The 26,296-nt window shown below is 63.4% G+C and carries 30 protein-coding genes and 1 riboswitch; of the genes, 19 read left to right on the top strand and 11 right to left on the bottom strand.

The genetic code is table 11. From position 1 onward, the window contains the following. Nucleotides 1-20: 20 nt before the first annotated feature. Both JQ567_RS09460 and JQ567_RS09455 read left to right on the top strand, forming a co-directional pair. On the top strand, nt 21-620 hold the full coding sequence (locus JQ567_RS09460; protein ID WP_212438564.1) for a L,D-transpeptidase: 600 nt from the start codon (nt 21-23) through the stop codon (nt 618-620). Nucleotides 621-677: 57 nt separating this feature from the next. After that, nucleotides 678-1,718: an amino acid ABC transporter substrate-binding protein gene (locus tag JQ567_RS09455; protein ID WP_212438563.1), complete on the top strand. Its 1,041-nt coding sequence runs from the start codon at nt 678-680 to the stop codon at nt 1,716-1,718. Between the two features lie 159 nt (nt 1,719-1,877). Here JQ567_RS09455 and JQ567_RS09450 read toward each other — a convergent pair whose 3' ends face one another. Together JQ567_RS09450 and JQ567_RS09445 are read right to left on the bottom strand one after the other, a co-directional pair. Then, entirely contained in the window at nt 1,878-3,017 is a 1,140-nt protein-coding gene (locus JQ567_RS09450; protein WP_212438562.1) for an acyl-CoA dehydrogenase family protein, read from the bottom strand. Nucleotides 3,018-3,171: 154 nt separating this feature from the next. Beyond that, nucleotides 3,172-4,356, bottom strand: coding sequence for an acyl-CoA dehydrogenase family protein (locus JQ567_RS09445; RefSeq protein ID WP_212438561.1), 1,185 nt, complete (start codon nt 4,354-4,356; stop codon nt 3,172-3,174). Nucleotides 4,357-4,515: 159 nt separating this feature from the next. On the opposite strand from JQ567_RS09445, the gene JQ567_RS09440 reads away from it, so the two are divergent. Continuing rightward, entirely contained in the window at nt 4,516-5,061 is a 546-nt protein-coding gene (locus JQ567_RS09440) for a carboxymuconolactone decarboxylase family protein (RefSeq protein WP_212438560.1), read from the top strand. 324 nt (nt 5,062-5,385) lie between these two features. Further along, nucleotides 5,386-5,880, top strand: coding sequence for a VOC family protein (locus JQ567_RS09435; RefSeq protein WP_212438559.1), 495 nt, complete (start codon nt 5,386-5,388; stop codon nt 5,878-5,880). 87 nt (nt 5,881-5,967) lie between these two features. On the opposite strand, the gene JQ567_RS09430 is transcribed toward JQ567_RS09435, so the two are convergent. From JQ567_RS09430 to JQ567_RS09410, 5 genes are all read right to left on the bottom strand, one after another. Next, entirely contained in the window at nt 5,968-7,203 is a 1,236-nt protein-coding gene (locus tag JQ567_RS09430; RefSeq protein WP_212438558.1) for an MFS transporter, read from the bottom strand. 220 nt (nt 7,204-7,423) lie between these two features. Further along, nucleotides 7,424-7,783: a nuclear transport factor 2 family protein gene (locus JQ567_RS09425; RefSeq protein ID WP_212438557.1), complete on the bottom strand. Its 360-nt coding sequence runs from the start codon at nt 7,781-7,783 to the stop codon at nt 7,424-7,426. A 25-nt stretch (nt 7,784-7,808) separates the two neighbouring features. Continuing rightward, nucleotides 7,809-9,053: an MFS transporter gene (locus JQ567_RS09420; protein ID WP_212438556.1), complete on the bottom strand. Its 1,245-nt coding sequence runs from the start codon at nt 9,051-9,053 to the stop codon at nt 7,809-7,811. Between the two features lie 111 nt (nt 9,054-9,164). After that, on the bottom strand, nt 9,165-9,860 hold the full coding sequence (locus JQ567_RS09415; protein WP_212438555.1) for a DUF938 domain-containing protein: 696 nt from the start codon (nt 9,858-9,860) through the stop codon (nt 9,165-9,167). A 9-nt stretch (nt 9,861-9,869) separates the two neighbouring features. Then, nucleotides 9,870-10,205 (bottom strand): helix-turn-helix transcriptional regulator, encoded by a 336-nt coding sequence (locus JQ567_RS09410; RefSeq protein ID WP_212033593.1) that lies wholly within the window; start codon nt 10,203-10,205, stop codon nt 9,870-9,872. A gap of 208 nt (nt 10,206-10,413) precedes the next feature. Here JQ567_RS09410 and soxC point away from each other — a divergent pair, with 208 nt between their 5' ends. From soxC to JQ567_RS09360, 10 genes are all read left to right on the top strand, one after another. Beyond that, nucleotides 10,414-11,694, top strand: a complete 1,281-nt coding sequence (gene soxC, locus JQ567_RS09405; RefSeq protein ID WP_409363587.1) for a sulfite dehydrogenase — start codon at nt 10,414-10,416, stop codon at nt 11,692-11,694. Between the two features lie 25 nt (nt 11,695-11,719). Next, nucleotides 11,720-12,352, top strand: a complete 633-nt coding sequence (locus JQ567_RS09400) for a c-type cytochrome (protein WP_249165360.1) — start codon at nt 11,720-11,722, stop codon at nt 12,350-12,352. Between the two features lie 96 nt (nt 12,353-12,448). Then, nucleotides 12,449-12,772, top strand: a complete 324-nt coding sequence (gene soxX, locus JQ567_RS09395; RefSeq protein WP_212438704.1) for a sulfur oxidation c-type cytochrome SoxX — start codon at nt 12,449-12,451, stop codon at nt 12,770-12,772. 27 nt (nt 12,773-12,799) lie between these two features. Next, nucleotides 12,800-13,294 carry a thiosulfate oxidation carrier protein SoxY gene (soxY, locus tag JQ567_RS09390; protein WP_212438553.1) on the top strand — a complete coding sequence of 165 codons (495 nt, stop codon included), beginning with the start codon at nt 12,800-12,802 and terminating at the stop codon, nt 13,292-13,294. 27 nt (nt 13,295-13,321) lie between these two features. Then, nucleotides 13,322-13,633 carry a thiosulfate oxidation carrier complex protein SoxZ gene (gene soxZ, locus JQ567_RS09385; RefSeq protein ID WP_192735543.1) on the top strand — a complete coding sequence of 104 codons (312 nt, stop codon included), beginning with the start codon at nt 13,322-13,324 and terminating at the stop codon, nt 13,631-13,633. Further along, nucleotides 13,630-14,493 carry a sulfur oxidation c-type cytochrome SoxA gene (gene soxA / locus JQ567_RS09380; protein WP_212438552.1) on the top strand — a complete coding sequence of 288 codons (864 nt, stop codon included), beginning with the start codon at nt 13,630-13,632 and terminating at the stop codon, nt 14,491-14,493. Before soxZ ends, soxA begins: the two co-directional genes overlap by 4 nt. After that, nucleotides 14,490-14,798, top strand: coding sequence for a hypothetical protein (locus JQ567_RS09375; RefSeq protein WP_212438551.1), 309 nt, complete (start codon nt 14,490-14,492; stop codon nt 14,796-14,798). The genes soxA and JQ567_RS09375 overlap by 4 nt, the downstream gene beginning before the upstream one ends. A gap of 28 nt (nt 14,799-14,826) precedes the next feature. Next, nucleotides 14,827-16,569 carry a thiosulfohydrolase SoxB gene (soxB, locus tag JQ567_RS09370; RefSeq protein WP_212438550.1) on the top strand — a complete coding sequence of 581 codons (1,743 nt, stop codon included), beginning with the start codon at nt 14,827-14,829 and terminating at the stop codon, nt 16,567-16,569. Then, complete coding sequence (locus JQ567_RS09365; RefSeq protein ID WP_409363584.1) at nt 16,566-17,027, top strand: hypothetical protein; 462 nt, start codon at nt 16,566-16,568, stop codon at nt 17,025-17,027. Before soxB ends, JQ567_RS09365 begins: the two co-directional genes overlap by 4 nt. Before the next feature lie 296 nt (nt 17,028-17,323). After that, entirely contained in the window at nt 17,324-18,364 is a 1,041-nt protein-coding gene (locus JQ567_RS09360) for an MBL fold metallo-hydrolase (protein ID WP_212267358.1), read from the top strand. 135 nt (nt 18,365-18,499) lie between these two features. Here JQ567_RS09360 and JQ567_RS09355 read toward each other — a convergent pair whose 3' ends face one another. Genes JQ567_RS09355 through JQ567_RS09345 form a run of 3 tightly spaced genes read right to left on the bottom strand, consistent with a single transcriptional unit; the run spans nt 18,500 to nt 21,152 of the window. Beyond that, a complete protein-coding gene (locus tag JQ567_RS09355) occupies nt 18,500-19,330 on the bottom strand; it encodes an ABC transporter substrate-binding protein (protein ID WP_212438549.1) in 831 nt (276 codons plus the stop codon). Further along, nucleotides 19,330-20,112 (bottom strand): ABC transporter ATP-binding protein, encoded by a 783-nt coding sequence (locus JQ567_RS09350; RefSeq protein WP_212438548.1) that lies wholly within the window; start codon nt 20,110-20,112, stop codon nt 19,330-19,332. Before JQ567_RS09350 ends, JQ567_RS09355 begins: the two co-directional genes overlap by 1 nt. Continuing rightward, nucleotides 20,109-21,152: an iron ABC transporter permease gene (locus JQ567_RS09345; RefSeq protein WP_212438547.1), complete on the bottom strand. Its 1,044-nt coding sequence runs from the start codon at nt 21,150-21,152 to the stop codon at nt 20,109-20,111. Before JQ567_RS09345 ends, JQ567_RS09350 begins: the two co-directional genes overlap by 4 nt. Nucleotides 21,153-21,286: 134 nt before the next feature. Next, a riboswitch (cobalamin riboswitch) is annotated at nt 21,287-21,487 on the top strand. Nucleotides 21,488-21,600: 113 nt separating this feature from the next. Between JQ567_RS09345 and JQ567_RS09340 the strand changes: the two genes are divergently transcribed. The 4 genes from JQ567_RS09340 (at nt 21,601) to JQ567_RS09325 (ending at nt 25,642) form a co-directional block, all read left to right on the top strand. Continuing rightward, entirely contained in the window at nt 21,601-23,880 is a 2,280-nt protein-coding gene (locus tag JQ567_RS09340) for a TonB-dependent receptor (RefSeq protein ID WP_249165359.1), read from the top strand. 97 nt (nt 23,881-23,977) lie between these two features. Beyond that, nucleotides 23,978-24,994, top strand: coding sequence for a DUF6925 family protein (locus JQ567_RS09335; RefSeq protein WP_212438546.1), 1,017 nt, complete (start codon nt 23,978-23,980; stop codon nt 24,992-24,994). A 115-nt stretch (nt 24,995-25,109) separates the two neighbouring features. Then, nucleotides 25,110-25,358 carry a transcriptional regulator gene (locus JQ567_RS09330; protein WP_249165358.1) on the top strand — a complete coding sequence of 83 codons (249 nt, stop codon included), beginning with the start codon at nt 25,110-25,112 and terminating at the stop codon, nt 25,356-25,358. Beyond that, entirely contained in the window at nt 25,355-25,642 is a 288-nt protein-coding gene (locus tag JQ567_RS09325) for a hypothetical protein (RefSeq protein WP_249165357.1), read from the top strand. Before JQ567_RS09330 ends, JQ567_RS09325 begins: the two co-directional genes overlap by 4 nt. An 84-nt stretch (nt 25,643-25,726) precedes the next feature. Here JQ567_RS09325 and JQ567_RS09320 read toward each other — a convergent pair whose 3' ends face one another. Next, complete coding sequence (locus JQ567_RS09320) at nt 25,727-25,966, bottom strand: hypothetical protein (protein ID WP_212267341.1); 240 nt, start codon at nt 25,964-25,966, stop codon at nt 25,727-25,729. A gap of 159 nt (nt 25,967-26,125) precedes the next feature. On the opposite strand from JQ567_RS09320, the gene JQ567_RS09315 reads away from it, so the two are divergent. Beyond that, nucleotides 26,126-26,281, top strand: a complete 156-nt coding sequence (locus JQ567_RS09315; protein WP_212438544.1) for a hypothetical protein — start codon at nt 26,126-26,128, stop codon at nt 26,279-26,281. The last annotated feature ends 15 nt before the right edge of the window (nt 26,282-26,296 follow it).

Raw genomic sequence — 26,296 nt, 5'->3', positions numbered from 1 at the left:
CCAACAAGGAGAGCTCCGCAATGACGAAGTTTCGGCACCTGATCTGGATGATGATCGCAACGAGCGGTCTGATCCTTTCAGCCTCGCAGAGCAATGCGCAGCTGCGCCAGCCCGATGTGGGTGACCAGCCGGGGCTGATCGCCGACGAAGCCGTCCAGCTCGATCCGCAGTTCAGGAAGACGGCGGTGCTCTACCGCACCAACGAAGCGCCCGGCACCATCATCGTGGTCACGGCCGAGCGGCATCTCTATCTGATCCAGGGCGGCGGCCGCGCGCTGCGCTACGGCATCGGCGTCGGCCGCGAGGGTTTCACGTGGCAGGGACTCGTCAACATCACGCAAAAGAAGGAATGGCCGGATTGGACACCGCCGCCGGAAATGATTCAACGCCAGCCCTATCTGCCGCGCTTCATGGCCGGCGGCCCGGGTAACCCGCTCGGTGCGCGGGCGATGTATCTCGGCACCACCGTCTACCGTATTCACGGCACCAACCGCCCCGACACCATCGGCACCGCCGTCTCGTCCGGCTGCTTCCGGCTCGTCAACGCCGACGTCGCCGACCTCTATGAGCGCGTTCCTGTCGGCACCAAGGTGATCATCCGGCAGAAGCCCGAACTGTAATTGCGACGGCACCGTCTCTTCCGCAGATCCATTTCCCTGAAATTGGTGAGTTAAAAAATGCTACGTAATTTTCGAGGCGGCCTCCTCATTGGGCTGGCGGTCGCAACTGCGGTCGCGGCTGGCGCAATCACGTATGAACGCTATGACACCAAGACCCTGAAGCGGACGCTCAAGCGCGGCGAAGTACTGTGCGGCGTCAACAAGGGCCTGCCCGGCTTCTCGATTCCCGACGACAAGGGCGACTGGTCCGGCTTCGACGTCGATTTCTGCCGCGCGGTGGCCGCTGCGATCTTCGACGACCCCAAGAAGACGAAGTTCGTTCCGCTCGACGCCAACGAACGCTTCAAGGAGCTGCAGAGCCGCAAGGTCGACATTCTCTCGCGCAACTCCACCTGGAGCATGTCGCGCGAGGTCAATTACGCGCTCTATTTCCCGGCCGTCGCCTATTATGACGGCGAAGGCTTCATGCTGCCGGCCTCGCGCAAGATCGATTCCGGGCTGGACCTGAACAACAGCAAGATCTGCGTGCAGGAAGGCACCACCACGGTGCTCAACGTCGCGGATTATTTCCGCGCCAACAACATGAAATACACGGAGATGAAATTCCCGAAGCTGGACGATGTCGTCAAAGCCTATAACGAGGGCAAGTGCGACACCCTGACCGCCGACGTCTCCCAGCTCTACGCGCTGCGCCTCAACCTCTCCAAGCCGGACGATCACACCATTCTGCCCGACGTCATCTCGAAGGAGCCGCTGGCGCCCGTGGTGCGGCAGCGCGACGACGACTGGATGATGATCGTGAAGTGGACACTGTACGCGATGATCAACGCCGAGGAACTCGGCATCACCTCCAAGAACATCGACGAGGCGCTGAAGTCGAAAAAGCCTGACGTGATGCGGCTGGTCGGCACCGAAGGCGCCTATGGCGAGGACCTCGGCCTCTCCAAAGACTGGGCCGCCCGTATCATCCGCCACGTCGGCAATTACGGCGAGATCTACGACCGCAATGTCGGCGCCGAATCCAAGCTGAAGATCCCGCGCGGACTGAACTCGCTCTGGAGCAACGGCGGCATCCAGTACGCCCCGCCGATCAGATAGCGTTAAGTCCGCGAACGCGGCACACAACCGCTGTCATCACCCGCGAAAGCGGGTGACCCAGTACGCCGGGACGATTCGGAACAATCACACCTGCCGAGGCGTACTGGGTCGCCCGGTCAAGCCGGGCGATGACACCGGTTTTGTCGCGGCAGGCGCAAATCAATAACTCTTCATCCGCGCCAATTGATCGGCGTGATAATTGCTGTCGCCGAACAATTCCTGGCAGACCCGCGCGCGCTTCATGAAGAAGCCGATGTCGAACTGGTCGGTCATGCCCATGCCGCCATGCATCTGCACGCCTTCCTGCACCGCCCGCGTCGCGGTGGTCCCGGCGCGCGCCTTTGCAACCGCAACCGCGGCACTGGCGCTGGCGAAATCGCCATCGAGCGTCTGCAGCGCCTTCAGCACGGCGGCGCGCGTGATCTCGATATCGATATAGAGCTCGGCGGCGCGGTGCTGCAGCGCCTGGAATTCGCCGATCAGCTTGCCGAACTGTTTGCGCTCCTTCAGATAGGTCACGGTGCGGCCGAACACTTCCTCGCTGAGGCCGACCATTTCGGAGGCGACCGCGCCGCGGCCGATATTGAGCACGCCTTCGAGCAATGCTCCGCCCTGGTCGACCTCGCCGAGCACGCTGTCGGCGTTGACCTCGACATTGTCGAATTCGATGCGCGCCGCATTGTGCGAATCGACCATCGCAGTACGTTCCACGGCAAGACCCCTGGATTTGGGATCGACCAGGAACAGCGTCAGCCCGTTGCGCTCGCCGGCGGAGCCAGCGGTGCGCGCCGCGACGATCAGGAGATCGGCGGTGTGGCCGTCGACCACGAAAGCTTTTGCACCACTCAGCTTAAAACCGTTGCCGGAACGCACGGCCTGCAATTTGGTCTGCAGCGGGCGATGCTTGGCGCCCTCGTCCACCGCAAGCGCCGCGAGCAGCGAGCCGTCCGAAATTTTGGGCAGATGCGCCGCCTTTTGCGCGTCGCTGCCGCCACGCGTCAGGGCGGAGGCTGCCAGCACCGCGGTCGACAGGAACGGCGATGGCATCAAGGTGCGACCGATTTCCTCCATCACCACGCCGGCCTCGACGGCGCCTAACCCGCTGCCGCCGAAATTCTCAGGCACCAGCAGGCCCGAAAAGCCCATCTCGGCAAAGGCCTTCCAGAGTTCGCGGGAAAATCCCGTGGCGTCCTTCGCATCGCGCAAACTTCGCAGATGCGATACTGGCGCCTTGTCGCTGATAAGGCCGCGCGCGCTGTCGCGCAGCATGGATTGTTCTTCGGTGAGGACGAGTGCCATGGAGAGGATTCCAATCTAGGTGTTTCGAACGTGTATCTTTGAGACCGTCGTTCCGGGGCGGCGCGAAGCGGCGAACCCGGAACCTCGAGATTCCCCGGTGCGCAATTGCGCACCTGAGGTTCACGCTTCGCGTGCCCCGGCGTCAGTTAGCGCCTCAAGCCCCCGGCAGATCGAGGATCCGCTTGGCGACGATGCCGAGCATCACCTCTGACGTACCGCCTTCGATCGAATTGGCCTTGGTGCGCAGCCAGGCGCGCGGGCGGGCGCCGCCTTTGGAGCGCTCGCTTTCCCATTCCAGCGCGTCGACGCCGCCGGCCGACATCAGGATTTCGTAGCGGCGCTTGTTGAGCTCGGTGCCGTAATATTTCATCGCCGAGGAAAACGCCGGATGCGACTGGCCGGCTTTCGCCAGATCGACCGCGCGCTCCGCCGCCGCCGACAGCGCCGCCTCGTCGATCTCGAAGGTCGAGATCTGGCCGCGCAGCATCGGATCCTCCAGCCGGCCCTGCTCGTCGGTGCCGACCGAGTCAGCGGCGACCTGGCCGAGCGGCCGGCCGACGCCGCGCTCGCCCATGCCCGAGATCATCGCGCGCTCGTGCTGCAGCAGATATTTCGCCACATCCCAACCGCGGTTGACGGTACCGACCACATGCGATTTCGGCACCCGCACCCCATCGAAGAAGGTTTCGCAGAACGGCGAGGCACCCGAGATCAAGAGGATCGGTTTGGTCGTGACGCCCTTCGACGTCATGTCGAACAGAATGAAACTTATGCCGTCATGTTTCTTCGCGGCGCCATCGGTACGCACCAGGCAGAAAATCCAGTCGGCGTAGTTCGCATACGACGTCCAGATCTTCTGGCCGGTGATGACGAAATCATCGCCATCGCTCTCGGCACGGGTCTGCAGCGAGGCGAGGTCCGAGCCGGCGTTGGGTTCGGAATAGCCCTGGCACCAGCGGATCAAGCCCGCGGTGATCTTGGGCAGATGCTCCTTCTTCTGCGCGTCCGTGCCGTATTTCAGCAGCGCCGGCCCGAGCATGGAAATGCCGAACGACACCAGCGGCTGCCGCGCGCCGATCGCCGCCATCTCCTGGCGCACGATCTTGGCCTCCTCGGGATCGAGGCCGCCACCGCCATATTCCCTGGGCCAATGCGGAACGGTCCAGCCCTTGTCGCGCATCCGCTCGAACCAGATGCGCTGCGGCTGGGAAGAGAATTTGGCGTTGCGGCCACCCCAGAACGTGTCGCCTTCCGAGGTCATGGGCTTGCGCATCTCCGGCGGGCAATTGGCCTCCAGCCAGGCGCGGGTTTCACGGCGAAATTGATCAGGATCGGACATGGTGCGTTTCCATATGGGGCGAGTTGAAGCGACCTTAGTCGTCGCATCGCGGAATTCAACATCTCTCTGCGCCGCACCATGCTCGGTCAGCCATAGTCACGCGCCGGGATCGGGTGTATCGCAGAGGCGGCAACGATTGAAAAACAAGAGGAAACCGACATGCGGCTGAAGTTGCTTTCGCCTGGCGAAATGAGCCCCGAGCAAAAAGAAACTTACGACGAGTCGATTGCCGGCAAGCGCGGCGCGGCGCCGGCGCCGATGATGGCCTGGCTCAACAGCCCGCAGATGGCCAAGCATGCCACGCGGCTCGGCGAGCAACTTCGTTTCCACACGATCTTTCCCGCAAAACTTTCCGAGATCGCGATCCTCGTCACCGCGCGGCACTGGACCTCGCATTACGAATGGTTCGCGCATAAGCGCCTGGCGCTGAAAGGCGGTATGGACCCGAAGATTATCGACGACATCCGCGACCGCCGCACGCCCACTTTCGACGACCCCAAGGGGCAGATGATCTACGACGTCGCCAAGTCGCTGCATGAGGGCCACGGCGTCTCCAAGCCGCTCTATGACGCCGCGGTGGAATTGCTCAGCGTGCGCGGCGTGACCGAGATCATCGGGCTGTGCGGCTATTACACGATGGTATCGATGACGCTGAACACGTTCGAGTTCGGGCTGCCGGATGGGGAAGTTTCGGATCTCTCGTAAGGTGCCTGCCATGACCTTACAAACCCAGGCAGAGAAGTGGATTGCTGTGGCTCAGCAACTCCTGAGTGATCGAACGACGCCTGTCAGCTGTCCGTTTTGCGGGGAGGCAAACCTAGATGTAACCGACGTTCCATGGTCGCAGGAGATGATGGAACGTTGGATTGCTTGTCCCAACTGCAAAGAGGCAACTGCGCTGCGAATGTCGAAAGGGACAAGCACCAGCCCTTAGCGAGGTCTCTTTTCCGGAAACGCTGGGTTTCGGGTTAGGCTGGTGGCACTGTCTTGAAGGCCGCCCTATGTGGAGTTCATCAACGGAGTAACCACATGTCGCAAAGCCCACCTATCATCGCCGGCACACGGATCGGGCATGTCCATCTCAAGGTCGCCGATCTCGAGCGCGCGCTGGGGTTTTACTGCGGCGTGCTCGGCTTTGAGATCATGCAGCGGATGGGCTCGGCTGCGGCGTTCATTTCGGCCGGCGGCTATCATCATCACATCGGCCTCAACACCTGGGAAAGCAAAGGCGGCCATCCGCCGCCGCCGGGCACCACCGGGCTGTTCCACACCGCGATCCTCTACCCCACCCGCCCGGCGCTGGCGGACGCGCTGCATCGCGTGATGCAGGCCGGCATTGCGCTCGACGGCGCCAGCGACCACGGCGTCAGCGAGGCGCTTTATCTGCGTGATCCCGACGAGAACGGCGTCGAACTTTACCGGGACCGGCCCAAGGAAGAATGGCCGCGCGCCGCCGACGGCTCGCTGTCGATGTTCACGAAGCGGCTGGATCTCGAGGATTTGCTGCGGGCGCGGGAGGCCTGAAGCCGTAGCCCGGGTGAAGCGCAGCGAAACCCGGGAATCTGTGATGGGGTGAGACCGCGCCCCGGATTTCGCTGCGCTCCATCCGGGCTACGCGGGCGTCCTCTTCCCACGAATCATGATCAGCACGGCGGAAATCAACTCGAGACCAATGCAGCCGTAGAACGGCAGCGAATAGCTTCCCGACATGTCGCGCAGCAGTCCGACCACGCCGGGACCAAATGCATAAGTGATCTGGTTGATCGCGGTGATCAGGCTCACCAGCACGCCGAACGAACGCGGATCGAATTCGCGCTGCACGATCAGCGCCGGCAGCGTGATCAGATTGCCGACCGAAAATCCGAACAGCGCGCAGGCGGCCATCAGCGCGTAGTCATTGTGCACGTTGATGACGATCACGAGCGCCACGGCCTGGCTGACAAACGAGAGCGCGGACGCCAGCCGCTGGTTCATCTGGTCGATCACGAACGAAAACAGCACGCGGCCGACCACCGCCATGGCGGTCAACAGCGCGACCGCGATGGCGGCGCGCTCGCGCCCGATCACCGAATCCAGAAACGAGATCAGATGCACGATGAAGCCGACCTGCGCGAACAGCACCAGCGCGAAGGCTGAAGATACCGACAGAAATCCGATATCGCGAAAGGCCCGCGCGCGAATCTGGATCGGCGATGGCGCGTCCGCGGCGCTGACCGCGCCGCCGTTTGCGCTCGCATGGCCCGGCGGCCGCCCGACGTAGATCAGGATGACCGGCACCATCAGCACGACCATCACGACCGCGGCGGCGATCATCGCGCCCGGGAAACCGAAATAGCCGATCGCCAGTACCAGCAGCGGCACGCCGGCGATACCGCCAAAGCTGGCGCCGTTCAGCGCCAGGCTGATCGCCATGCCGCGCTTCTTGTCGAACCAGAGGCCCAGCGTGTTGGTGATCATGCCGAGGCTGGTGCCGGCCCAACCGAAGGCGAGAAAGGCGTTGGCGAGATAGAGCTGCCAGGGTTCGCGCACCTGGCCGATCGCAACAGCGGCAATCGCCATGGTGCCGATGCCGGCGATCATGCAGTTCCGGGGACCGAACGCCCTGATCGCCTCGCTGACGAAGGCAACCAGCGCCGCGCCGGACAGATAGAAGAACGTCGTGCCGAGCGAAATCAGCGACGCCGGCCAGCCGTGCAGCCGCTGCAGTTCGGCGACATAGACGCTCTGGCCGTAGAAGCCAAGGCCCCAGCCGAAGGTCGCGAGCAGGAAACAGACGAGCACAATCCGCCAGCCGTCGTAGCGGAGCGAGGTCTCGTCGGGTGTGGTGTGAATGGGGCCCTTCAGCATTTTTTCGTTTGTTGCTCTTGCGCCGTCATGGCCGGGCATAGCCGTCTGAAGGACGGCGTCGCTTCCGCTCGCCTATGCCCGGGCATCCACGTTCTCTTTTTCTAGCGGTCACGAAAGACGTGGATGGCCGGGTCAAGCCCGGCCATGACGTAGAAACTAGCAGATTAGTGAAATAGCAAGAGCGAAGCTTCGACCGCCGCCGAAATGTCAGCAGCTGTCATCAGGCCTTCTTCGGCGGCTCGTAGAAGAACCGCTCGCGAAAGATCCTGTCGCCGCGCCATTCCTGCATCGCGACCTCGTCGATCCGCATCGCTGCGCCGGATGGATAGGTGAAATCGAAGATCCAGTGGATCGCGACACGATCGCCCTCGAGGACCGAGGAAACACAGGTCGTAACGACGCTCGACACCCGCTCAAGCGTCGCGCGCTCCTGCCCCACCAGCACGTCGCGGCCGACGCGCGGCGGCGCGCTGTTCTCCTGCATGGTGGCGTCTTCGGTGTAATAGCGCTCGATGGCGCCGGCATGGTCGCCGGAAACGAGGACGGCAATGAATTCATCAAGACGCGCGCGCGAGGGCATGGGGGCCTCCAGAATGTGACTGCTATCAGATAGTGGGGCCGGCAAGTTCGTCAACTTCCCGCAGCTTCGCCCGCCGCCGCGCGAATGATGCGAGCGACAGCACCGCGAGCCCGAGCAGCACCGGCGGGAACACCACCATGTTGACCATCGACCAGCCGAAATGTGCCAGCAACTGGCCGGACGAGAACGAACCGATCGCCATCATTCCGAACACCAGGAAATCGTTGAAGGCCTGCACCTTGTTGCGCTCCTGCGGCCGGTGCGTCTCCAGCACCAGCGCGGACGCGCCGATGAACGCGAAATTCCACCCGACGCCGAGCACGATCAGGCAGGCCCAGAAATGCATCGCAGTGATGCCGGATAGGCCAATCAATGCGGCGGCCGCCTCCAGCAACAGGCCGAGCGCGACAATGCGAGGCGCGCCGAAGCGCGCGATCAGCGAGCCCGTGAAGAAGCTCGGCCCATACATCGCCACGATATGCCATTGGATGCCGAAGTTGGAATCGCTGACGGTCAGTCCGCACATCTTCATCGCGAGCGGCGCTGATGTCATCACCAGATTCATCATGGGATAGGCGATCACGCCGCACAGTGCCGCCGCAATGAACCGCGGCTGCCGCGCGATCTCCAACAGCGGCCGGCCGCCATGCATGTCCGCCGCCGCAGGTTTTGGCGCATCGACGCCGGACAACACCACCATCGCAACCAATGCGACGACCGCTTGCGCGACAAAGCTGAAGGCAAACAGATAGGGCGGCCAGATATCCATGGTCCATTGCACGAGCTGCGGACCGAGCACGCCGGCGAACACGCCGCCCGCCATCACCCACGACAGCGCCTTGGGACGGAACGCGACGCTGGCGCCGTCGGCGGCGGCAAAGCGATAGGATTGCGCCACCGCGCCGTAAAGGCCGCCGAAGAAGGTCGCGCAACAGAACAGCCAGAACGATCCATTCAGAATCGCAAACGCGCCGATCAGACCGGTGAGCATGCCGCAGCCGGTGCCGATGATGAAGGCGACGCGGCGGCCATAGGCGCGCGAAATCGCGCCGGTCGGCAGCGTGCCGGCGGCAAGACCCAGCACATACATCGAGATCGGCACGGTCGCGAGCGAGATGTCGGGCGCCAGCGTCGCGCCGACGATCGAACCGGTGGCGAAGATCACTGCCGAGTTGGCGCCGGTCAGCGCCTGCGCCGCGGCGAGACGCAGCACATTGGCGCGCGCCCGCGCGTCATTGGTGATCTCTGCGGTGGCAGTGGCATCCAGCATCGGCATTCCCGCCCGGCAGGCCCCGGCGGGAGCCGCAATCATTGGCTTGTTTGATTTGCGGCACTATGAAGACGTGCAGACGCGCGATCAACCGACGCAAACGGGCGCGCGCTATGCGCTGGGCTCACCCTTTATCGATCGCTCGAACACCAGAATCAAATTATTGGCCGGCATCTCGACGGTTTCGATCAATGCAAGCCCGACGCCCTCAGCCAATCGGCTGACATCTTCAATATCGCGCACGCCCCATTCGGGGTCGCGGTCGCGAAGGCTGGTGTCGAAGACGGCGTTGCTGAGCGCGGTGTGCTTGCCGTCGCGCTTGAAGGGGCCATAGAGAAACAGCCGCCCGTCGTTGCGCAAGTAACGCGACGTGCCGGCGAACAACCCTTCCGCGACGCGCCAGGGCGCGATGTGAATCACATTGGCGCAGAACACCGCCAGCAAGTCAGAAGGCCCGCTGCCGTCCTGCATCTGGGGGCACCAGGCGGGATCGCTGAGATCGATCCGCATTTCGGGACGGATGTTCGGCAGACCGGCATGCGCGCGCCACGCCGCAATGCTGTTGAGATGCGCGTCGTTGAAATCGCTCGGCCACCAAATGATGTCGGGCGCATGGCGGGCGAAATGCACCACATGCTGGCCGGTGCCGCTGCCGGCCTCGAGCACGTCGCCGGATTTGCCGGCGAGGAATTTCTGCAGCACCGCCCAGATCGGCGCGTGGTTGCGATGGAATGCGGCCGCATCCAGCCGGCCGTCGGCCTCAATCGGACGGCCATCCTTGCCAAACTCCACCACAAACTCAGCCACCGCAAAATCTCACTTCAAGTCTCCGCAATAGATTTCCTTCAAGAGCTGCAAGACGCGCAGGGCGCGCTGATCGACCACGCGGTAATGCAGCGTCTGCGAGGCGCGCCGGAATTCGACCAGGCCGTCGGCACGCAATTTTGCCAGATGCTGCGACAACGCCGACTGACTGAGCTTGGCGACGCCGACGAGTTCACCGACAGTCATCTCGCCGCGCACCGCGAGAAAGCAGAGAACCAGCAGCCGCTTCTCGTGACCGAGCAGTTTGAGCAGTTGCGCGGCCTCACCGGCCTGTTTCGCCAGCTTCTTCAGGGACGCCTCGTCCTCGGCGCCGTTGCCGATGGGCATCTTGTTGGTTGTTGCCGCTTCTGCTCTCATCGCCTGTATCCGGATCGAAATCAGCGCCGACTGGGCGCGGTGTATCAGTTTATCGCGCCCATGGTTATTTAGCATTGACTAAATTAGCGAATGACGATAAACCCGCGAAAAAGCAACAAATGATGCGGCCATGTGGCGGCAAGGGGAATGAAACGTGCGGCCTGATCTCTGGCGCAGCATATCTCTACTGTCGAGCACGGGCGCGCACACGCGGCTCGGCCGGCGTTCGCTGCTCGGACTTGGCGCGGCGCTGACCGGCAGCCTTGCGCTCGGTCCAAAACAGGGAAATGCAGAGCCCTCCCCGGCTTCCCCGCCCGCGGACGCGCCATGGTCGCAATCGATCGGGCCCGGCGTGGTCGACCGGCCCTATGGCCGGCCCGCCGATACCGAGGCCGGCGTGATCAGGCGCAACGTGCCGTGGCTCACCGCCGGCACCGAATCCTCCATCAGCTTTTCGCCGCTGCAGGACCTGCACGGCATCATCACGCCGAACGGCCTGTTTTTCGAGCGCTATCACGCCGGCCGGCCGGACGTCGATCCGGAGCAGCACAAGCTCATGATTCATGGCCTGGTCGAGCGCCCGCTGTTGCTCTCGATGAAGGACATCATCCGTTTTCCGTCCGTGACGCGCATCCATTTCATCGAATGCCCGGCCAATGGCGGCATGGAGTGGCGCGCCGCGCAGTTGAACTCGCTGCAATTCAATCACGGCATGATCTCCTGCGCGGAATGGACCGGCGTGCGGCTGTCGACCCTGCTGGAAGAGGTCGGCATCAAGAAGGAAGCCAAGTGGGTCATGGTCGAGGGCGCCGACGGCGCGCACATGAACCGCAGCCTGCCGCTCGGCAAATGCCTCGACGATTGCCTCGTGGTCTACGCGCAAAACGGCGAGGCGCTGCGGCCCGAACAGGGTTATCCGCTGCGGCTGGTGGTGCCGGGCTGGGAAGGCAATGTCAGCATCAAATGGCTGCGCCGGATCAAGCTCGGCGAGAAACCCTGGCATTCGCGCGAAGAGACCTCGAAATATACCGACCTGATGCCGGACGGCACCTCGCGCGGCTTCACCTGGCTGATCGACGCCAAATCCGTCATCACCTTCCCCTGCCCCGAAAAGCCGCTTCATGGCCCCGGCCTCTATGAAATCAGGGGATTGGCGTGGACCGGCAACGGCAAGGTCAAGCGCGTCGACGTCTCGACCGACGGCGGCGTTAATTGGCAGAGCGCGCGGCTGCATGAGCCGGTGCTGTCGAAGGCGCTGACGAAATTCACGATACCCTGGCGCTGGGACGGCGCGCCGGCGCTGCTGGAATCCCGCGTGATCGACGAGACCGGCTATGTGCAGCCGACCATCGCGCAGCTGCGCAAACTGCGCGGAACCAATTCGGTCTACCACAACAATTCGATCCAGACCTGGCAGGTGAAGGGCGACGGGAGCGTGTTCGATGTCCAGCTCGGTTAAGCACCTCGCGCTGCTTTGCGCCGGCATGGTCATCGCGGCCGGCACCTTCGCTTACGCCGCCGAGCCCGGATATTACGGCTATGGCGAGCGGGCGACGCCTGAGCAGATTGCCGGCTGGGATATCGATGCGCGCGGCGAGGATGGCGTGGGCCTGCCCGCGGGCCGCGGCGGCGTGCACCGGGGTTCAGTGGTCTATGCCGAGCAATGCGCGGCCTGCCATGGAACTTTCGGCGAAGGCGAGGGCCGGTTTCCCAAGCTGGTCGGCGGCGCCGGGACGCTCAGGGACGACCGGCCCGAGCTGACGGTCGGCAGCTACTGGCCGTTTGCGCCGACCCTGTGGGACTACATTAACCGCGCCATGCCGATGGCTGCACCGCACACATTGTCAGCCGATGACGTTTATGCTTTGACCGCCTATATTCTGAACCTGAACGACATCGTTCCCAGTGAATTTGTCGCCGACCGGGAAAGCTTGCCGAAAGTCAAAATGCCCAATCGCGACAATTTCCTCTGGACCGATCCGAGGCCCGATACGGCAGCGAAACCGTGCATGAGCGCATGCGTTGACCCCGCCGGCGTCAAAATCGTGTCCACGGCGGAAGGCAAGAACCTGACGCCACGTACGACGGGTCCGCTCGACACGATGCAAGCAAAGTAGAGTTGGCAAGCAAAGTAGAGTTGGCAAGCTGAATAGAAATTACGGGAAACGTCCTTGAGCAACACACCTCTAAACAAGCTTGGCCTGATCGCGGCGATGGTGCTGGCGCTATCGATCGGCGCCGCCGCGAGTCCCGCTTCTGCCCAGTCCGCGGCGACGGAAGGCCAGAAACTGGCCTTCGACCGCAGCAAGGGCAATTGCCTGACCTGCCACGCGATCAAGGGCGGCCAGTATCCCGGCACGCTCGGGCCGGAACTGGTCGACATCAAGAGCAAATACCCCAACCGCGACGAGCTCGTCGCCATTATCTATGACGAAACCAAGCGCAATCCGCTGACCGTGATGCCTCCGTTCGGACGAAACCGGATTTTGACCGACAAGGAAATCAGCGCGGTCGTGGATTTCCTGCAAACATTGTGACGGCGCGCCTTTCAGGAGAACTTTCGGATGACAAATACTGACAATGGATTTTCCGCCACGCGGCGCCTGATCCTGCAAGGCGCGGGCGCGGTGGCGCTGGTCGGCCTTGGCAATCTTCCCTTTGGCCTCGCGCCAGCGTTCGCGGCCGCCAATGACAAATATCCGGAAGAGGCGTTCAAGCAGAAGAGCGAAGCCGACGCGATCAAGTCGCTTTACGGCAAGACCGCGGAGGCTTCCGACAAGGTGAAGATGGACGCGCCCGAGATCGCCGAGAACGGCGCGGTGGTGCCGGTATCGGTCACGACGACGCTCGCCGACGTGACCTCGATCTCGTTCCTGGTGGCTGAAAACCCGGTCGCCCTGGTGGCCTCCTACAAGATTCCGGCCGGCACGATGCCGGGCGTTGCCAACCGCATCAAGATGGCGAAGACCAGCAACGTGATCGTCGTCGTCGAAGCCGGCGGCAAGCTCTACAGCGCCACCAAGGAAGTCAAAGTCACCGTCGGCGGCTGCGGCGGTTAAGACACAGATAATCGAAGGATCGAAAAAATGGCATCGACCATTCGCGTGCGCGCCACCTCGTCAGGCGAAACCACCGAAGTGCAGGCGCTGATCCAGCATCCGATGGATTCCGGCTTCATCAAGGATTCCAAGGGCGAGCTCATTCCGCCGCATTTCATCCAGCAATTGACCTTCGAATACAACGGCAAGCCGGTATTCACAGCCGATTGGGGCGGCGGCGTCTCCAAGGACCCCTACGTCAAGTTCGCCTTCAAGGGCGGCAAGAAGGGCGACGAGCTGAAAGTGAGCTGGGTCGACAACAAGGGCGCCACCGACACCACAACGGCGAAGATTCAATGAAGCTGCGAGCCAGGATACAGTTCGCTGCGGCGGCCTTTGCGCTGGCCCTGCTGGCGTTCGCCGCCCCGCCTGCGGTCTCCGCCGACAAAGTCGACCCGGTCGCCGACGAGAAAGCGTTCAAGAAGTTCTTCTACGACAAATTCCCCAAATTGAAGCCGGAGGATTTCGTCAACGGCCCCTATTCGATGGACGCGGACCTGTACAAGCAATGGCAGGACAAGGAACAGTTCCCGCCCTACGAGTTCTCGCTCGAACTGGGCAAGGAGATGTTTTCCAAGCCGTTCAAGAACGGCAAGACCTATGGCGACTGCTTCCCGAATAAAGGCATCGGCATCCGCCAGGACTATCCCACCTTCGACGAGAAAGAAGGCAAGGTCATCACGCTGGAACTGGCGCTGAATCGCTGCCGCGAAGCCAATGGCGAGCCGGCGTTCTCCTATGTGCGCGACGAGATGGCGGCGCTGACCGCCTATATGGCCTTCACCTCGCGCGGAAAGCCGTTCGCCATCAAGATTCCCAACGACCCGCGCGCGCTGGCTGCTTATGAAAACGGCAAGGAATATTTCTACACAAGGCGCGGCCAGCTCAATTTTTCCTGCGCCACCTGCCATGTGCAGAGCCCGGGCGAGAAGGTCCGCACCGAAGTGCTGGCGCCGGCGCTCGGCATTCTCAATGCGATGCCGATCTATCGCTCGGAATGGAGCGGCATGGGCACGACGAGCCGGCGCTTCACCACCTGCAACAGCCAGATCCGCGGCGTGCCGATGACGCCGCAGGACGATGAATACCGCAACGTCGAATACTACCTGTCCTATGTCAGCAACGGATTGCCGATATCAGGTCCGGGAGCGCGGCCATGAGGATCACGACACTCACATCGATCGCGGCGTTGCTGCTGCTAGGCGCGACATCGGCGGTGGCCGCAGGCGAGGATGACTACAAGGCCGCCTACGCCGCAGCGGAAGCTGCCAACAAGCAGGCGGCTTCCTTGCGCAATCAATGGACCACGACGGCCTCGACGCTGGCGGCGGCCAAGAAGTTCGCCGATGGCGGCGATTTCGACAAGGCCACCGCATCCGCGAAAGAAGCGGAAGCGCTGGCGAAAGCTTCGATCTTCCAGGCCACCAGCGAGAAGGAACGCTGGAGAGATTTGGAAATTCGCTGAGAGCGTTTTGCGACGCGCGGAGATGAGTATGACGATCCGCCGCCGGGATTTTTTGACATTAGCGGGTGGTGCCGCGCTTTCAGGCGGCCTGCCTCGCCTCGCGCGCAGCGCCGACAGCGTCTACGACCTCGAGCGCTTCGGCAATGCGCGCATCCTGCACATCACGGACACCCATGCGCAGCTCAAGCCGGTGTTCTTTCGCGAGCCCAGCGTCAATCTCGGCGTCGGCTCGATGCAGGGCAATCCGCCACATCTGGTCGGCAAAGCCTTTCTCGACCGCTTCGGCATCCGGCCCGACAGCGCCGATGCCTATGCCTTCACCTGCATCGAATTCGAAAAAGCTGCGCAGCGGTTCGGCAAGCTCGGCGGCTTCGCGCATCTGAAGACGCTGGTCGACCGCCTGCGCAGCGATGTCGGCGCCGGCCGTTCGCTGCTGCTCGACGGCGGCGATCTCTGGCAGGGCACTGGCCTTGCCAATGTCATGCAGGGCGCCGACATGGTCGCCGCCTCGAACCTGCTCGGCATCGACGCGATGACCGGCCATTGGGAATTCACCTATGGCGAGAAGACGCTGCGCAGCAACCTCGAGCGCTTCAAGGGCGAGTTCCTGGCGCAGAACGTCTTCCTGACCGAGGAAGCCGCCTTCAACGACGCCAAGGCGTTCGATCCGGCATCGGGCCGCGTGTTCAAGCCATGCACGATCAAGGAGATCGGCGGCCGACGGGTCGCCGTGATCGGACAGGCTTTTCCTTACGTGCCGATCGCGCACCCCAAGCGCTTCACGCCGGACTGGAAATTCGGCATCCGCGACGAAGAGCTGCAGAAGCTCGTCGATCGCTTGCGCGACACCGACAAGGTCGATGCGGTCGTGTTGCTGTCGCATAACGGCATGGATGTCGATCTCAAGCTCGCCAGCCGCGTCACCGGCATCGACGTCATTCTGGGTGGCCACACCCACGACGCGGTGCCGCAGCCCATTGCGGTGACCAATCCGGGCGGCGTCACGCTGGTGACCAATGCCGGCTCGAACGGCAAGTTCCTCGCCGTGCTCGATCTGGACATCGGCAAGGGCAAGGTCGCGAACGTGCGCTACCGGCTGCTGCCGGTGTTCTCCGAACTGCTGAAGCCGGATCCGGCGATGCAGGGGCTGATCGACAAGACCCGCGCGCCGCATGCCGGCGACTGGGTCGACAAGATCGCTTCCGCCGATCGCCTGCTCTACCGCCGCGGCAATTTCAGCGGCAGCATGGATCAATTGATCTGCGACGCGCTGCGCGGCGAACTCGATGCCGAGATCGCGCTGTCGCCGGGTTTCCGCTGGGGCACCACGGCGCTGGCAGGCCAGCCGCTGACGATGGAAGACGTGCTGGCGCAGACCGCGGTCACCTATCCCGAGACCTACGTTGCGACCATGACCGGCGCCCAGATCAAGGACGTGCTCGAAGACGTCTGCGACAACCTCTTCAACACCGATCCCTACTACCAGCAGGGCGGCGACATGGTCCGGCTCGGCGGCCTTTCCTATGCCTGTACGCCGGCGGAAAGCGTCGGCAAGCGGATTTCCGAACTGACGCTCGACAATGGCAGCCCGCTGCAAGCCGCCAAGAGCTATAAGGTGGCGGGATGGGCCTCCGTCAACGAACAGACCGGCGCGCCGATCTGGGATGTGGTGGCGAAGCATCTGAAGTCAGGCAAGCCGCCGAACCGCTCGGCCCCGGGCGTGACGCTGAAAGGCGTCGAAGGCAATCCGGGCATTTCGAAACAGGTATGACAGGCCTTACCACCACCCTGCGCATGATGACCGCGGCGCTGTTGATCGCAGCGATCGCACCGGCCGTGCGCGCCCAGCAGGCGCCGCTGCAGGACAAGCCGTTTGCCGAGCACAAGATCGTGCTGCAGCTTTCGGACAATGACCCGCGCAAGCAGGGCCTCGTGCTCAGCGTCGCCAGCAACCTGATGAAGCACTACGACCCCGACAAGGTCGCGATCGAAATCGTCGCGTTCGGCCCGGGCATTGAGCTGCTGCGCCCGGAAAATCCCAACCGCAAGATGGTCGAGAGCCTGGTCGCCCAGGGCGCGCGGTTCGATATCTGCCTCAACACCGTCGACACATTCGAACGCGAAAACGGCAAACGGCCGGAATTCATCGCGGCCGCGACGCCGGTCCAGGTCGGCGTCGCGCAGATTCTGTTCCTGACCGAGAATGGATATACGCTGGTGAGACCGTGACTATTTCCACCGTCATTGCGAGCGGAGCGAAGCAATCCATCACTCCGCGCGGGGATAGATGGATTGCGTCGTCGCTTGCGCTCCCGTGCGCAAACGCTTTGCGTTTGTCGCAGGCAATGACGGGGAACATCAGGCCTTGTACGCATCATGGAATTGAAGGAGCAGGACTGGAGCCGGCCCTGAGGAAGCAAGACTACCTCGAAAGAGTCGCCCGTAGAGACGAAAGCCGTTTGAGGAGGCGACCAAAATAGAATAATATCCTCCGCGAGACTCCAATAGCGAACGCGGCAGCGACCATGATCTTTCGTCAGCTCTTCGACAGCGTTTCGGGCACCTATAGCTATTTGCTGGCCAGCCGCGCCGGCGGCGAGGCGCTGATCCTCGATCCCGTGCTGGAAAAGGCCGACCGCTATTGCCAGTTGCTGCGCGAACTCGACCTGCGCCTGGTCAAGGCGGTCGACACCCATCTGCACGCCGACCACGTCACGGGCCTCGGCGAACTGCGCGATCGCACCCAGTGCATCACCATCATGGGCGAACAGAGCAAGGCCGACGTGGTGTCGATGCGCGTCTCTGACGGCGACAAGGTGATGATCGAGGGTTTGAGCCTGGATGCCCTGTACACGCCCGGCCACACCGATGATTCCTACAGCTATTTGATGGGCGACCGCGTCTTCACCGGCGACACGCTTTTGATCCGCGGCACCGGCCGCACAGATTTCCAGAACGGCAGCGCCCGGGCGCAGTATGATTCGATCTTCAACCGGCTGCTGAAGCTGCCGGATGAGACCATGGTCTTCCCCGCCCACGACTACAAGGGCGACACGGTTTCGACCATCGGCGAGGAGAAGCGCTACAATCCGCGCCTGCAGGTGCGCGGCATCGACGAGTATGTCGAGTTGATGAACAATCTCAATTTGCCGAATCCAAAACTGATGGACGTGGTGCTGCCGGCCAACATGCATGTCGGCCTGCACCAGGACGATCTCGCCAAACAGGGCCTCGCACTGTCAGCGCGCGCCGCGATCGACAGTATCGGCAAGCCCGACATCCTGCTGGTCGATCTGCGCGAAGCCAGCGAGCGCGCCAAGCACGGCACGCTCTCGGGTGCGCTGCATGCGCCCTACCCCGGCATCGCCGAAAGCTTAGCGCCGGGCGGCATGCTGCGCGAAGTCGCGGCCGCGACCGGGCGCCGCGTGGTGTTCTTCTGCGCCTTCGGCGAACGCTCGGCGATGGCGGTCACCGCCGCCAAGAACGCCGGCCTTGCCAACACCGCCCACATCGAGGGCGGCATCGACGCCTGGAAGAAAGCCGGCGGCCCGGTGGTGATGGGGTGAGAAACGTAGGGTGGCAAAGGCGCGCTTGCGCCGTGCCCACCATCTATCCAATCGCCGCAAGAGAGTGGTGGCACGCGGAGCCTGTCATCGGGCGCGCATTCGCGCGACCCGGTGGCTTTGCCCACCCTACGAGGGTTACCGCCCCACCCGCTTCAACTCCGCCGTCAGCACGTCAAGCGCTTCCGCCAGCATCACGCCGCCGCATTCGGTCAGCCGTTCCGGGATCACGATGCGTTTTTCCGGCGGATAGAACCGCGCGAGCGCCGGATGCAGCAGAAAGGCCTGGCCGTCGTCGCGCGCAAAATCGCCGGCCTGCGACACCAGCAGCAAATCCGGTTTCTGGCTCACGATCGCCTCGAGTGAGGCGAAGCCGCCGAAATTGAAGCCGAGATCGCCGGCCGTGTTGAACAGCCCGGTCTCCGCCAGCAGCGAGCCGACAAAACTGTCGCTTCCCGCGACCCAGCCGCGCCGCGACAGCGGCAGCACCCGATAGGGTCTGGCGGCGACGGCCTGGCGCGCCCGTGCCAGCGCGGCATCGAGCCGGGCGATCTGCTGCGCCGCGCGGTCGGGGTGGCCGACGATCTCGCCGAACTCGCGAATCTGGTCCTTCACCTCGGGCAAGGTTCGCGGCACCGGAAGTTCGGCGAGATGCAGCCCGTGCGCCTTCAGCAATTCCCGCGTCGAACGCTTGTCGTACAGATTGGCGACGACGATGTCGGGCTTCAGCACCATCACGTCTTCCGCGCCGCCCGACAGTTTTGGATAGCGCCCGACATCGCCGGCCAACCAGGCATCGCGCGAATATCTGGAAAGCCCGAGTATCTGCTCGGGGTCGGCCAGCGACAGCAGCAATTGATCGCTGCAGACGTTCATCGACACGATGCGCGGCAGCTTGGCGGCCAGCGCCGCCCCGCCCGGCATCGCCAGCGCCGCAACCGCCAGCAGCACGGCAAGCCGGCGGCGCATCACAGATCCGCCCACGGCACGATCACGGCCTCGCGCTGGTATTCGGCGCGGTAGGCGCTGATCCGGAACACGTCGGCGATCACCTGCTCCGACAGCGCTTCCACCGGCGCGCCCTGCGACACCAGCCGGCCCTCCTTCAGGACCAGCACATGATCGGCGAAGCGTGCGGCCAGGCCGAGGTCGTGCGTCACCACGATGACCAGCACGCCCTTATCGGCGGTGGCGCGCAGATTCTTCATCACGTCGATCTGGTGGCGCGGATCGAGCGAGGCGGTCGGCTCGTCGGCGAGGATGACAGGCGCCTCCACCGCGAGCACGCGCGCCAACGCGACGCGGCTGCGCTCGCCGCCGGACAGTTCAGTGACGCGGCGTTCGCTGAACTCCACCACGTCGACCGCCTGCATCGCGCGCAGTACCGCTTCGGCATCCTTTGACGACAGCCGCGCCGGATCGGTCGCGCCGTGCGGATAACGGCCGAGCGCCACGATGTCGCGCGCCGGCAGTGGCCAGTGCACGATGTGGCCCTGCGGCAGATAGGCAAAGCGTTTTGCACGTTCGCGTAGCGATAGATCAGCCAGCGCATCGCCGCCGACGTGGATGTCACCGCGGGACGGCAGCAGCCCCGACAGCGCGCGCAACAGCGTGGTTTTGCCGGCGCCGTTCGGCCCGACCAAGGCGACCAGATGACCCGCGGTCAGCGACAGCGTGACATCGCTGAGCACATGGCGGCCGGCCAGTGTCACGTTCACACTGCGGGCGGTGAGAAGCGCGGCTTCGCTCATGCGACACCTCCCCCGAGCGCACGGCGTTCGCGCGCGATCAGATAGAGGAAGAACGGCACACCGATGATCGAGGTCAACACGCCGACCTTGATGTCGCTGGTCGAGGGAATGATCCGCACCGCGATGTCGGCGGCGAGCAGCAGCGCTGAGCCTGCCAGTGCACTCGGCACCAGCAGCCGCGCCGGATCATGACCGATCAAGGGCCGCATCAGATGCGGCGCGACGAGGCCGATAAAGCCGATGGTGCCGGTGACCGCGACCGCGCCGCCGACCCCAAGCGCGACGCCGGTGATCACGATAAGCCGCAGGCGCCCGACATCGACCCCGAGGCTCTGCGCGGTTTCCTCACCGAGGCTGAGCACGCGAAAGGAATGGCGCTGGCTGAACAGGATCATGCCACCGGCAATGATGAACGGCAGTGCCAGCATCACGTGCTGAAAACTGCGATCCTCCAGCGATCCGAGCAGCCAGAACGCGATCTCCAGCACCACGAAGGGATTGCTGGAAAGGTTCATCACCAGCGCCGTCGCCGCTCCCGCCAGACTCGAAATCGCAAGACCCGCCAGGATCAGGATCAGCAGCCCGGCATTGCGGCCGGCGATCGTCAGCAGCACGAACACCGATCCGAAAGCGGCCATGATCGCCACCACCGGCAGCGCATAGGAGCGCACATCGGCCCACCCCAGCGCGATCACCAGCACCGCGCCGAAGGCAGCCGATTGCGGCGCGCCGAACAGCGAGGGCGAGGCCAGCGGATTGCGCAGCAGGCCCTGCAGCGACGCGCCTGACATTCCCAGGATGGCGCCGATCGCCAGCGCCAAAATGGTCCGCGGCAGGCGGATTTCCCGCACGATCACCTGCGACACATCGCTGCCGCCACCGAGGAGCGCTTCCATCGCCGCCAGCGGCGACAGCCGCACCGGCCCGATGCCGAGCGAGATCAGCACCAACAGCCCGACGAGGCCGGCAAGCGCGGCCGTCACGCCAATCCGGCGCCGCGCGGCCTCCTCGTTTGCAGCAATGATGGTATCAACACTCATCGATCGTCCCCGAACGGTCAGCCCGTACCGCACTATGGGTTCGAGCGGTACTGCTCATGCGACATAAAAGACGCACTCGTCCAGTGAGGACCGCAGGCGGGGCCTGATGGGATTGACTCTGTATTTGACAAACTTCTACCATAATTTTTGACGGTTCCCGTTTTGGGGATCAAAAGGGAATGCGGTGCGGGGAAACTCCCCCAATTCCGCGGCTGCCCCCGCAACTGTAAGCGGTGAATCTTTCGTCCTATGCCACTGGGAATCTCGGTCCTGGGAAGGCGACGAAAGGTAACGACCCGTAAGCCAGGAGACCTGCCGTCAGCCGTGGTCACACGCGAAGATGTCGGTCGGGGAGTACAGGCATTAGTTTCACCAGAGCTGCTTACAGCACGATGGTGGGACTTGGTTCGCTGTGACGTGCCACTGACGTCATACCGAGGCCTGAACCATGTCTTCTACCACCCCAGTCGCCAAGCGGCGCCGCCATCTTTTGCTGGCCTCCAGTGTTCTCGCACCGATCATGGCGCTCGGTATTTCCGGCGCGCAGGCCCAGCAGACCGCCACAGCCGATCAACTGCCGGCGATCGAGGTCAACCCGCCCGGCGACCAGAACAGGACCCGCGCCAAGCCTGCTTCCGATCAGGGCTCGGGTACGCGCCGCGTCGTCGCGCCGAACCCGAGCCCGTCAAGCAATCGGAGCCCTGCGCCGGGGACCGGCTCGAACGTCGCGTCGCAAGGCGATGGCCAGGGCGGCGGCGGAGCGCCCGTCCGGCAATTCGCCGGCATCGTCGGCACATCGGCGACCGTCATCACGGCTGAAGAAATCGCGCATTCGCCCGCGCAGACCTTGCAGGAAATCATCGCGCAAACACCGGGCGTGCAGCTCACCAGCCTGTTTGGCGGCGTCAACGGCGCAAAGACCAGCGTCGATCTGCGCGGGTTCGGCGCGTTTGCGACCTCCAATACCCTCGTGCTGATCAACGGCCGCAGGCTCAATGACATCGACATGGCCGGGGTCGATTTTTCGACCATCCCGCGCGATTCGATCGAGCGCATCGAGATCACCCGCGGCAACAGCGGCGCGGTGCTGTACGGCGACAATGCGGTCGGCGGCGTCATCAACATCGTGCTGAAGAACGGTGTCGGCGGCCCGCCGGTCGCGATCCGCGGCGAAGCCGGCGTCGGCTCCTTCAATCAGCGTATGGCTTCGGTCTCGGCCGCGACCAATTTCGGTCCGTGGTCGACATCGTTCTACGGCAATGGAATCAAGTCGGACGGCTACCGCGTCAACAACGCCCTCGACCAGCGCAACGGCGTCGGCAACCTCAATTACACCACGCCCGGCCTTACAGCGTTCCTGACCCTGTCCGGCGACGACCAGAAGCTGGGTTTCCCGGGCGGCCGTCTCGTCGATCCCTCGATTGGCCTCGATGAACTCGCCACCAACCGGCGCGGCGCCGCCACGCCGTTCGACTACGGCAACCAGCAGGGCGCCAACGCCACCGCAGGATTCACCAAGACGCTGATGAACGGCGTCGATCTGATCGTCGACGGCGGCGTGAGAGACAAGAAGCAGCAGGCCGCCTTCTTCAATCCCTTCGGTAACAGCTACGTCGACGCCCACCTGCAGACCTGGTCGATCACGCCGCGATTGAGCATCAAGAATGTGCTGTTCGGGATGCCCTCACAGATTTTAACCGGCATCGATTATTACGACGCGACCTTCCACCAGGAACGTCCGACGGACCGGGGCTTGCCGCCGATCCATACCTATGATTTGCAGCAGCAAACCTTGGCCGGCTATTTCCAGCAAACCATCGGGCTGTTGCCGACCACCGATTTCTCGTACGGGGCCCGCGTGCAACAAACCACGTTGAAAGCCAGGGACATCGTCAACAACGATCCGAATTGCGCCTTTTTCTTTACCTGCGCGGCGCAAAACCTGCCTCTCGACAGCCGGGAAGGCCAATACGCGCTGCATGTCGGCCTCGAACATCGCTTCAACAATATCGTCTCGGTATTCGGCCGGGCCGCCCGCGCGTTCCGCACGCCGAATGTCGACGAGAGATTGTCCTCCGGACCGTCCTTCGATCCTGTCTTCTTCACCCCGATTCCCGGCACCTTCCAGCTGAAAACCCAGACCTCCCACGACATCGAGGGCGGCTTCCGCATCAAGTCGGGCGGGTTCCAGATGCAATCGAGCATCTACAGCATGGACCTCGAGAACGAGATCCATCTCAACCCGGCACTGTTCTTTAACGTCAACCTCGATCCGACCCGCCGTTACGGCTCCGAGACCAGCGCCTCGCTGCGTATCAGCGACAGCGTGCTGCTGCGCGGCGGCGTGGCCTACACCCGCGCGGTGTTCCGTGAAGGGCAGTTCGCCGGCAATGACGTTCCGCTGGTGTCCCGCTACACCGCCAGCGGCGGCGTGACGTGGAATATCTGGCAGAACTATCTGGTTGCGGATGCCACGGTGCGCGGCTGGAGCGAGCGCTACATGGACAACGACCAGAAAAATACCCAGCGCCGCATCCCGGCCGATGCCACCATCGACTTCAAGCTGAGCGGGGCATATCAGCACTTCTTCTGGTCGGTGAGCGTCAACAACGTGCTCAACGCGCTGTACTACGACTATGCGATCGCAAGCACGTTCACCGACGGCCGCTTCAGCGCCTATCCGCTGCCGGGCCGGACCTACATGGTGAAGGCCGGCGCGACGTTCTGAGCCCGGACGCCGGTCCGGGGCCCGCTCCGGACCGGCTTGTCCTGACCTGACAAGCCAGTATTCTCTTTGGCCCCGAGGGTTAAGGGAATGCTGGTTGATGCCTGATGTTTCCGCCGTCGCGGCGACCGATCTGTTGCAGCGGGAAATCGCCGATCCCGACACGCAATGGAGTCTCGGCACGTTCGGCGCCATCGCCGAATTCACCCGCGACCGCGACGAGCCGGTGCGGCTGACGCAATCGATCGAGGCCGTTGCAGCCGTGACGCCGCGCGGCGGCATTGCGCTGAAACCGGGCGGCAACAGCCGGCCGTTCGCCTCCGAGAGCATCACGAAATCAGGCTGGAGCCATCGGATCGCGCTGTGCCTGCCATCCGACGATTGCGCGATGAACGGCCGCAACGCGCTGACGGAAGTCGGCGCCGATCGCGAGGCGCTGCGGCCGGAGGATCGCGAAGCCATCCTGTTCGATCTCGGCCTCGGCGCGCTGCAGGCGGATTTTTGCGTGCGCGTCAGTGATCCTGATCTCGCCGCGCGGCTGCGCGAACTCTGCGGCCGCGCCGTCTTCGAACACGACAATCCCGCGATGGGGATGATCCTTGGCGCGAACCCGCATCGCGTCTTCATCAGCCGGCTCGGCCGCATCGAGGTCTATCAGCCGATCCCGCCACCCTCGGGCAAGAGCCCGGAAGGGCCGCACACGCATGTGCTGCCAAGACTGCTGAAAAGCGGCCGGACCCATGCAGCCACCGAGCCGGTTCCCGGGGGCTGGATCCCCTGCGCGCACATCTATCCGCCGCATCCGTTGCGTGACGGAATGAGCGAAGCCCGGCCGTTCGACCGGACACGTCACCAGCGTTTTCAACGGATCCTGGCAGCGTGCGGCGATCCCGAAGCGCTCGCGATCAAGCAGCGCGTCGTCGATGCGGTGCTGGCGGGGGAACCGCCTGTGGCGATCGCCGGCGACCGTCACGGCCGCGCCGGCATCCGCATTGCACTGCGCCAGGTGAAGGCCGAAGGCCAGGCGTCAACGACATTGGCAGCCTGGCTGGCCACTTTCGACCAGAGCAGCCCTGAAGACGGCGATGACGCCGCCGCTCTTCACCATGAGGGCTGATTCAACGCGATAACGGGGCATTTTCGACCCAAATTCGCGCCCCCAGCGGCGTAATTCATGGTATTACCGCCGAAACACCGCCCGACGGCATGCGTCGCGGTTCCAGAGGTAGATGATGAACGACGAACCGAAGAGTCCGGCCGAAATGAAAGAGCTTCGGCTGCACCGCAAGCGTACCCAGGAGGTCGAGGGCATCAAGGCGATGGCCGAGATCGCGGCCTCCGACATCGCAATTCGCAAGCGGACTGAAAAGCTGCGCGCGCTGCGGCTGGCCAAGGAAGCTGAGGACCTTGCCAATCCGCCCGAACCGAAGGCCAAGCCCAAAGCGAAAGCCAAAGTGGCGAAGAAGGCTGACGTAAAATGAGCAAAGAAGATCGCGACCGCGCCCAGGCGCGTCTGGATAAAACCACCCGGGCAGCCCAGGACGCGCGGTCCGGCAAGGCCGACCGCGATGCGGCCTCGAGGGCCATGCTCGACAATATGGCGAAGCTGAAGGCGTTGCGGCTTGCCCGCGAGGCCGCCACACCTCCGACTCCCGTCAAGGCAAAGAAGGCCGCGGCCAAATCGAAAAAACCGGGCGAGAAGCGCCCGACCCCGGCATTGGGCGATTGGCTGGCGAGCCAGCAAAGCGGCGGACGACGGACTTAAGCTCGAAGACCCTGAGCTGAGCTCTTTGAGCTCAGCTTTGAAGTCCAGTCTTGAAGTTCAGTCGAAAAACTCAGTCTTGCAGCGTTACGCCGGTGGCCAATGGATCATCGAGCGCGTCTTGGTCTCGGCGTCATAGACCTGCACTTGCAGCATCTGGAATTTGTTCTTTAGCGCCGTGCCCGCCTCTTCGGCGGCTTCGACCGTGTCGTGGTGCGATTTGAAGTGACCATCCACGACAAGCGAATATCCATTGGTCGGCGCCTTGTCGGCGCGAATGATCTTGCGTGGCTGCTGTTCTTCGGTTTCGATGCGAGGCTTCTTCATTTTGGCTCCGTGTGATTGCCCCGTTTGAAGCAATATCGGCAAAAAGGGCAAGGAAAATTCGTGTTGCTGACGCTGGTATAATGCGCAAAGTCGGTCGTATTACGGTGAATGCGTCAATTCGTCCGGATAAAGCCGGTTGAGCCGGCAAAAAGGCGCGATATGGGCGGAAACGGCAAAAAGGGCGAACCTCCGAAGCAGGACAACGACAAGCCTGTGAAGCCGAAAGGCCCGCCTGTCGAAGACGACGATTACGAAGATGGCGACATCGCCACGCCAAAGCACGACCGCCATGGCACTGATGACGAGCCGTTGTGATTATTGTCGTCCCGG

The sequence above is a fragment of the Bradyrhizobium sp. AUGA SZCCT0431 genome, assembly GCF_018131065.1.
Lineage (GTDB): Bacteria > Pseudomonadota > Alphaproteobacteria > Rhizobiales > Xanthobacteraceae > Bradyrhizobium.
Note: the sequence above shows the minus strand (reverse complement) of the source record. Positions and strands in the feature narration are given on the sequence as shown.

Coding starts and splice junctions, on each gene's coding strand:
- JQ567_RS09460 (WP_212438564.1), top strand. CDS start 21: ATGACGAAGTTTCGGCACCTGATCTGGATGATGATCGCAACGAGCGGT.
- JQ567_RS09455 (WP_212438563.1), top strand. CDS start 678: ATGCTACGTAATTTTCGAGGCGGCCTCCTCATTGGGCTGGCGGTCGCA.
- JQ567_RS09450 (WP_212438562.1), bottom strand. CDS start 3,017: ATGGCACTCGTCCTCACCGAAGAACAATCCATGCTGCGCGACAGCGCG.
- JQ567_RS09445 (WP_212438561.1), bottom strand. CDS start 4,356: ATGTCCGATCCTGATCAATTTCGCCGTGAAACCCGCGCCTGGCTGGAG.
- JQ567_RS09440 (WP_212438560.1), top strand. CDS start 4,516: ATGCGGCTGAAGTTGCTTTCGCCTGGCGAAATGAGCCCCGAGCAAAAA.
- JQ567_RS09435 (WP_212438559.1), top strand. CDS start 5,386: ATGTCGCAAAGCCCACCTATCATCGCCGGCACACGGATCGGGCATGTC.
- JQ567_RS09430 (WP_212438558.1), bottom strand. CDS start 7,203: ATGCTGAAGGGCCCCATTCACACCACACCCGACGAGACCTCGCTCCGC.
- JQ567_RS09425 (WP_212438557.1), bottom strand. CDS start 7,783: ATGCCCTCGCGCGCGCGTCTTGATGAATTCATTGCCGTCCTCGTTTCC.
- JQ567_RS09420 (WP_212438556.1), bottom strand. CDS start 9,053: ATGCTGGATGCCACTGCCACCGCAGAGATCACCAATGACGCGCGGGCG.
- JQ567_RS09410 (WP_212033593.1), bottom strand. CDS start 10,205: ATGCCCATCGGCAACGGCGCCGAGGACGAGGCGTCCCTGAAGAAGCTG.
- JQ567_RS09400 (WP_249165360.1), top strand. CDS start 11,720: ATGGTCATCGCGGCCGGCACCTTCGCTTACGCCGCCGAGCCCGGATAT.
- soxX (WP_212438704.1), top strand. CDS start 12,449: ATGGTGCTGGCGCTATCGATCGGCGCCGCCGCGAGTCCCGCTTCTGCC.
- soxY (WP_212438553.1), top strand. CDS start 12,800: ATGACAAATACTGACAATGGATTTTCCGCCACGCGGCGCCTGATCCTG.
- soxZ (WP_192735543.1), top strand. CDS start 13,322: ATGGCATCGACCATTCGCGTGCGCGCCACCTCGTCAGGCGAAACCACC.
- soxA (WP_212438552.1), top strand. CDS start 13,630: ATGAAGCTGCGAGCCAGGATACAGTTCGCTGCGGCGGCCTTTGCGCTG.
- JQ567_RS09375 (WP_212438551.1), top strand. CDS start 14,490: ATGAGGATCACGACACTCACATCGATCGCGGCGTTGCTGCTGCTAGGC.
- soxB (WP_212438550.1), top strand. CDS start 14,827: ATGACGATCCGCCGCCGGGATTTTTTGACATTAGCGGGTGGTGCCGCG.
- JQ567_RS09365 (WP_409363584.1), top strand. CDS start 16,566: ATGACAGGCCTTACCACCACCCTGCGCATGATGACCGCGGCGCTGTTG.
- JQ567_RS09360 (WP_212267358.1), top strand. CDS start 17,324: ATGATCTTTCGTCAGCTCTTCGACAGCGTTTCGGGCACCTATAGCTAT.
- JQ567_RS09355 (WP_212438549.1), bottom strand. CDS start 19,330: ATGCGCCGCCGGCTTGCCGTGCTGCTGGCGGTTGCGGCGCTGGCGATG.
- JQ567_RS09350 (WP_212438548.1), bottom strand. CDS start 20,112: ATGAGCGAAGCCGCGCTTCTCACCGCCCGCAGTGTGAACGTGACACTG.
- JQ567_RS09345 (WP_212438547.1), bottom strand. CDS start 21,152: ATGAGTGTTGATACCATCATTGCTGCAAACGAGGAGGCCGCGCGGCGC.
- JQ567_RS09340 (WP_249165359.1), top strand. CDS start 21,601: ATGTCTTCTACCACCCCAGTCGCCAAGCGGCGCCGCCATCTTTTGCTG.
- JQ567_RS09335 (WP_212438546.1), top strand. CDS start 23,978: ATGCCTGATGTTTCCGCCGTCGCGGCGACCGATCTGTTGCAGCGGGAA.
- JQ567_RS09330 (WP_249165358.1), top strand. CDS start 25,110: ATGAACGACGAACCGAAGAGTCCGGCCGAAATGAAAGAGCTTCGGCTG.
- JQ567_RS09325 (WP_249165357.1), top strand. CDS start 25,355: ATGAGCAAAGAAGATCGCGACCGCGCCCAGGCGCGTCTGGATAAAACC.
- JQ567_RS09320 (WP_212267341.1), bottom strand. CDS start 25,966: ATGAAGAAGCCTCGCATCGAAACCGAAGAACAGCAGCCACGCAAGATC.
- JQ567_RS09315 (WP_212438544.1), top strand. CDS start 26,126: ATGGGCGGAAACGGCAAAAAGGGCGAACCTCCGAAGCAGGACAACGAC.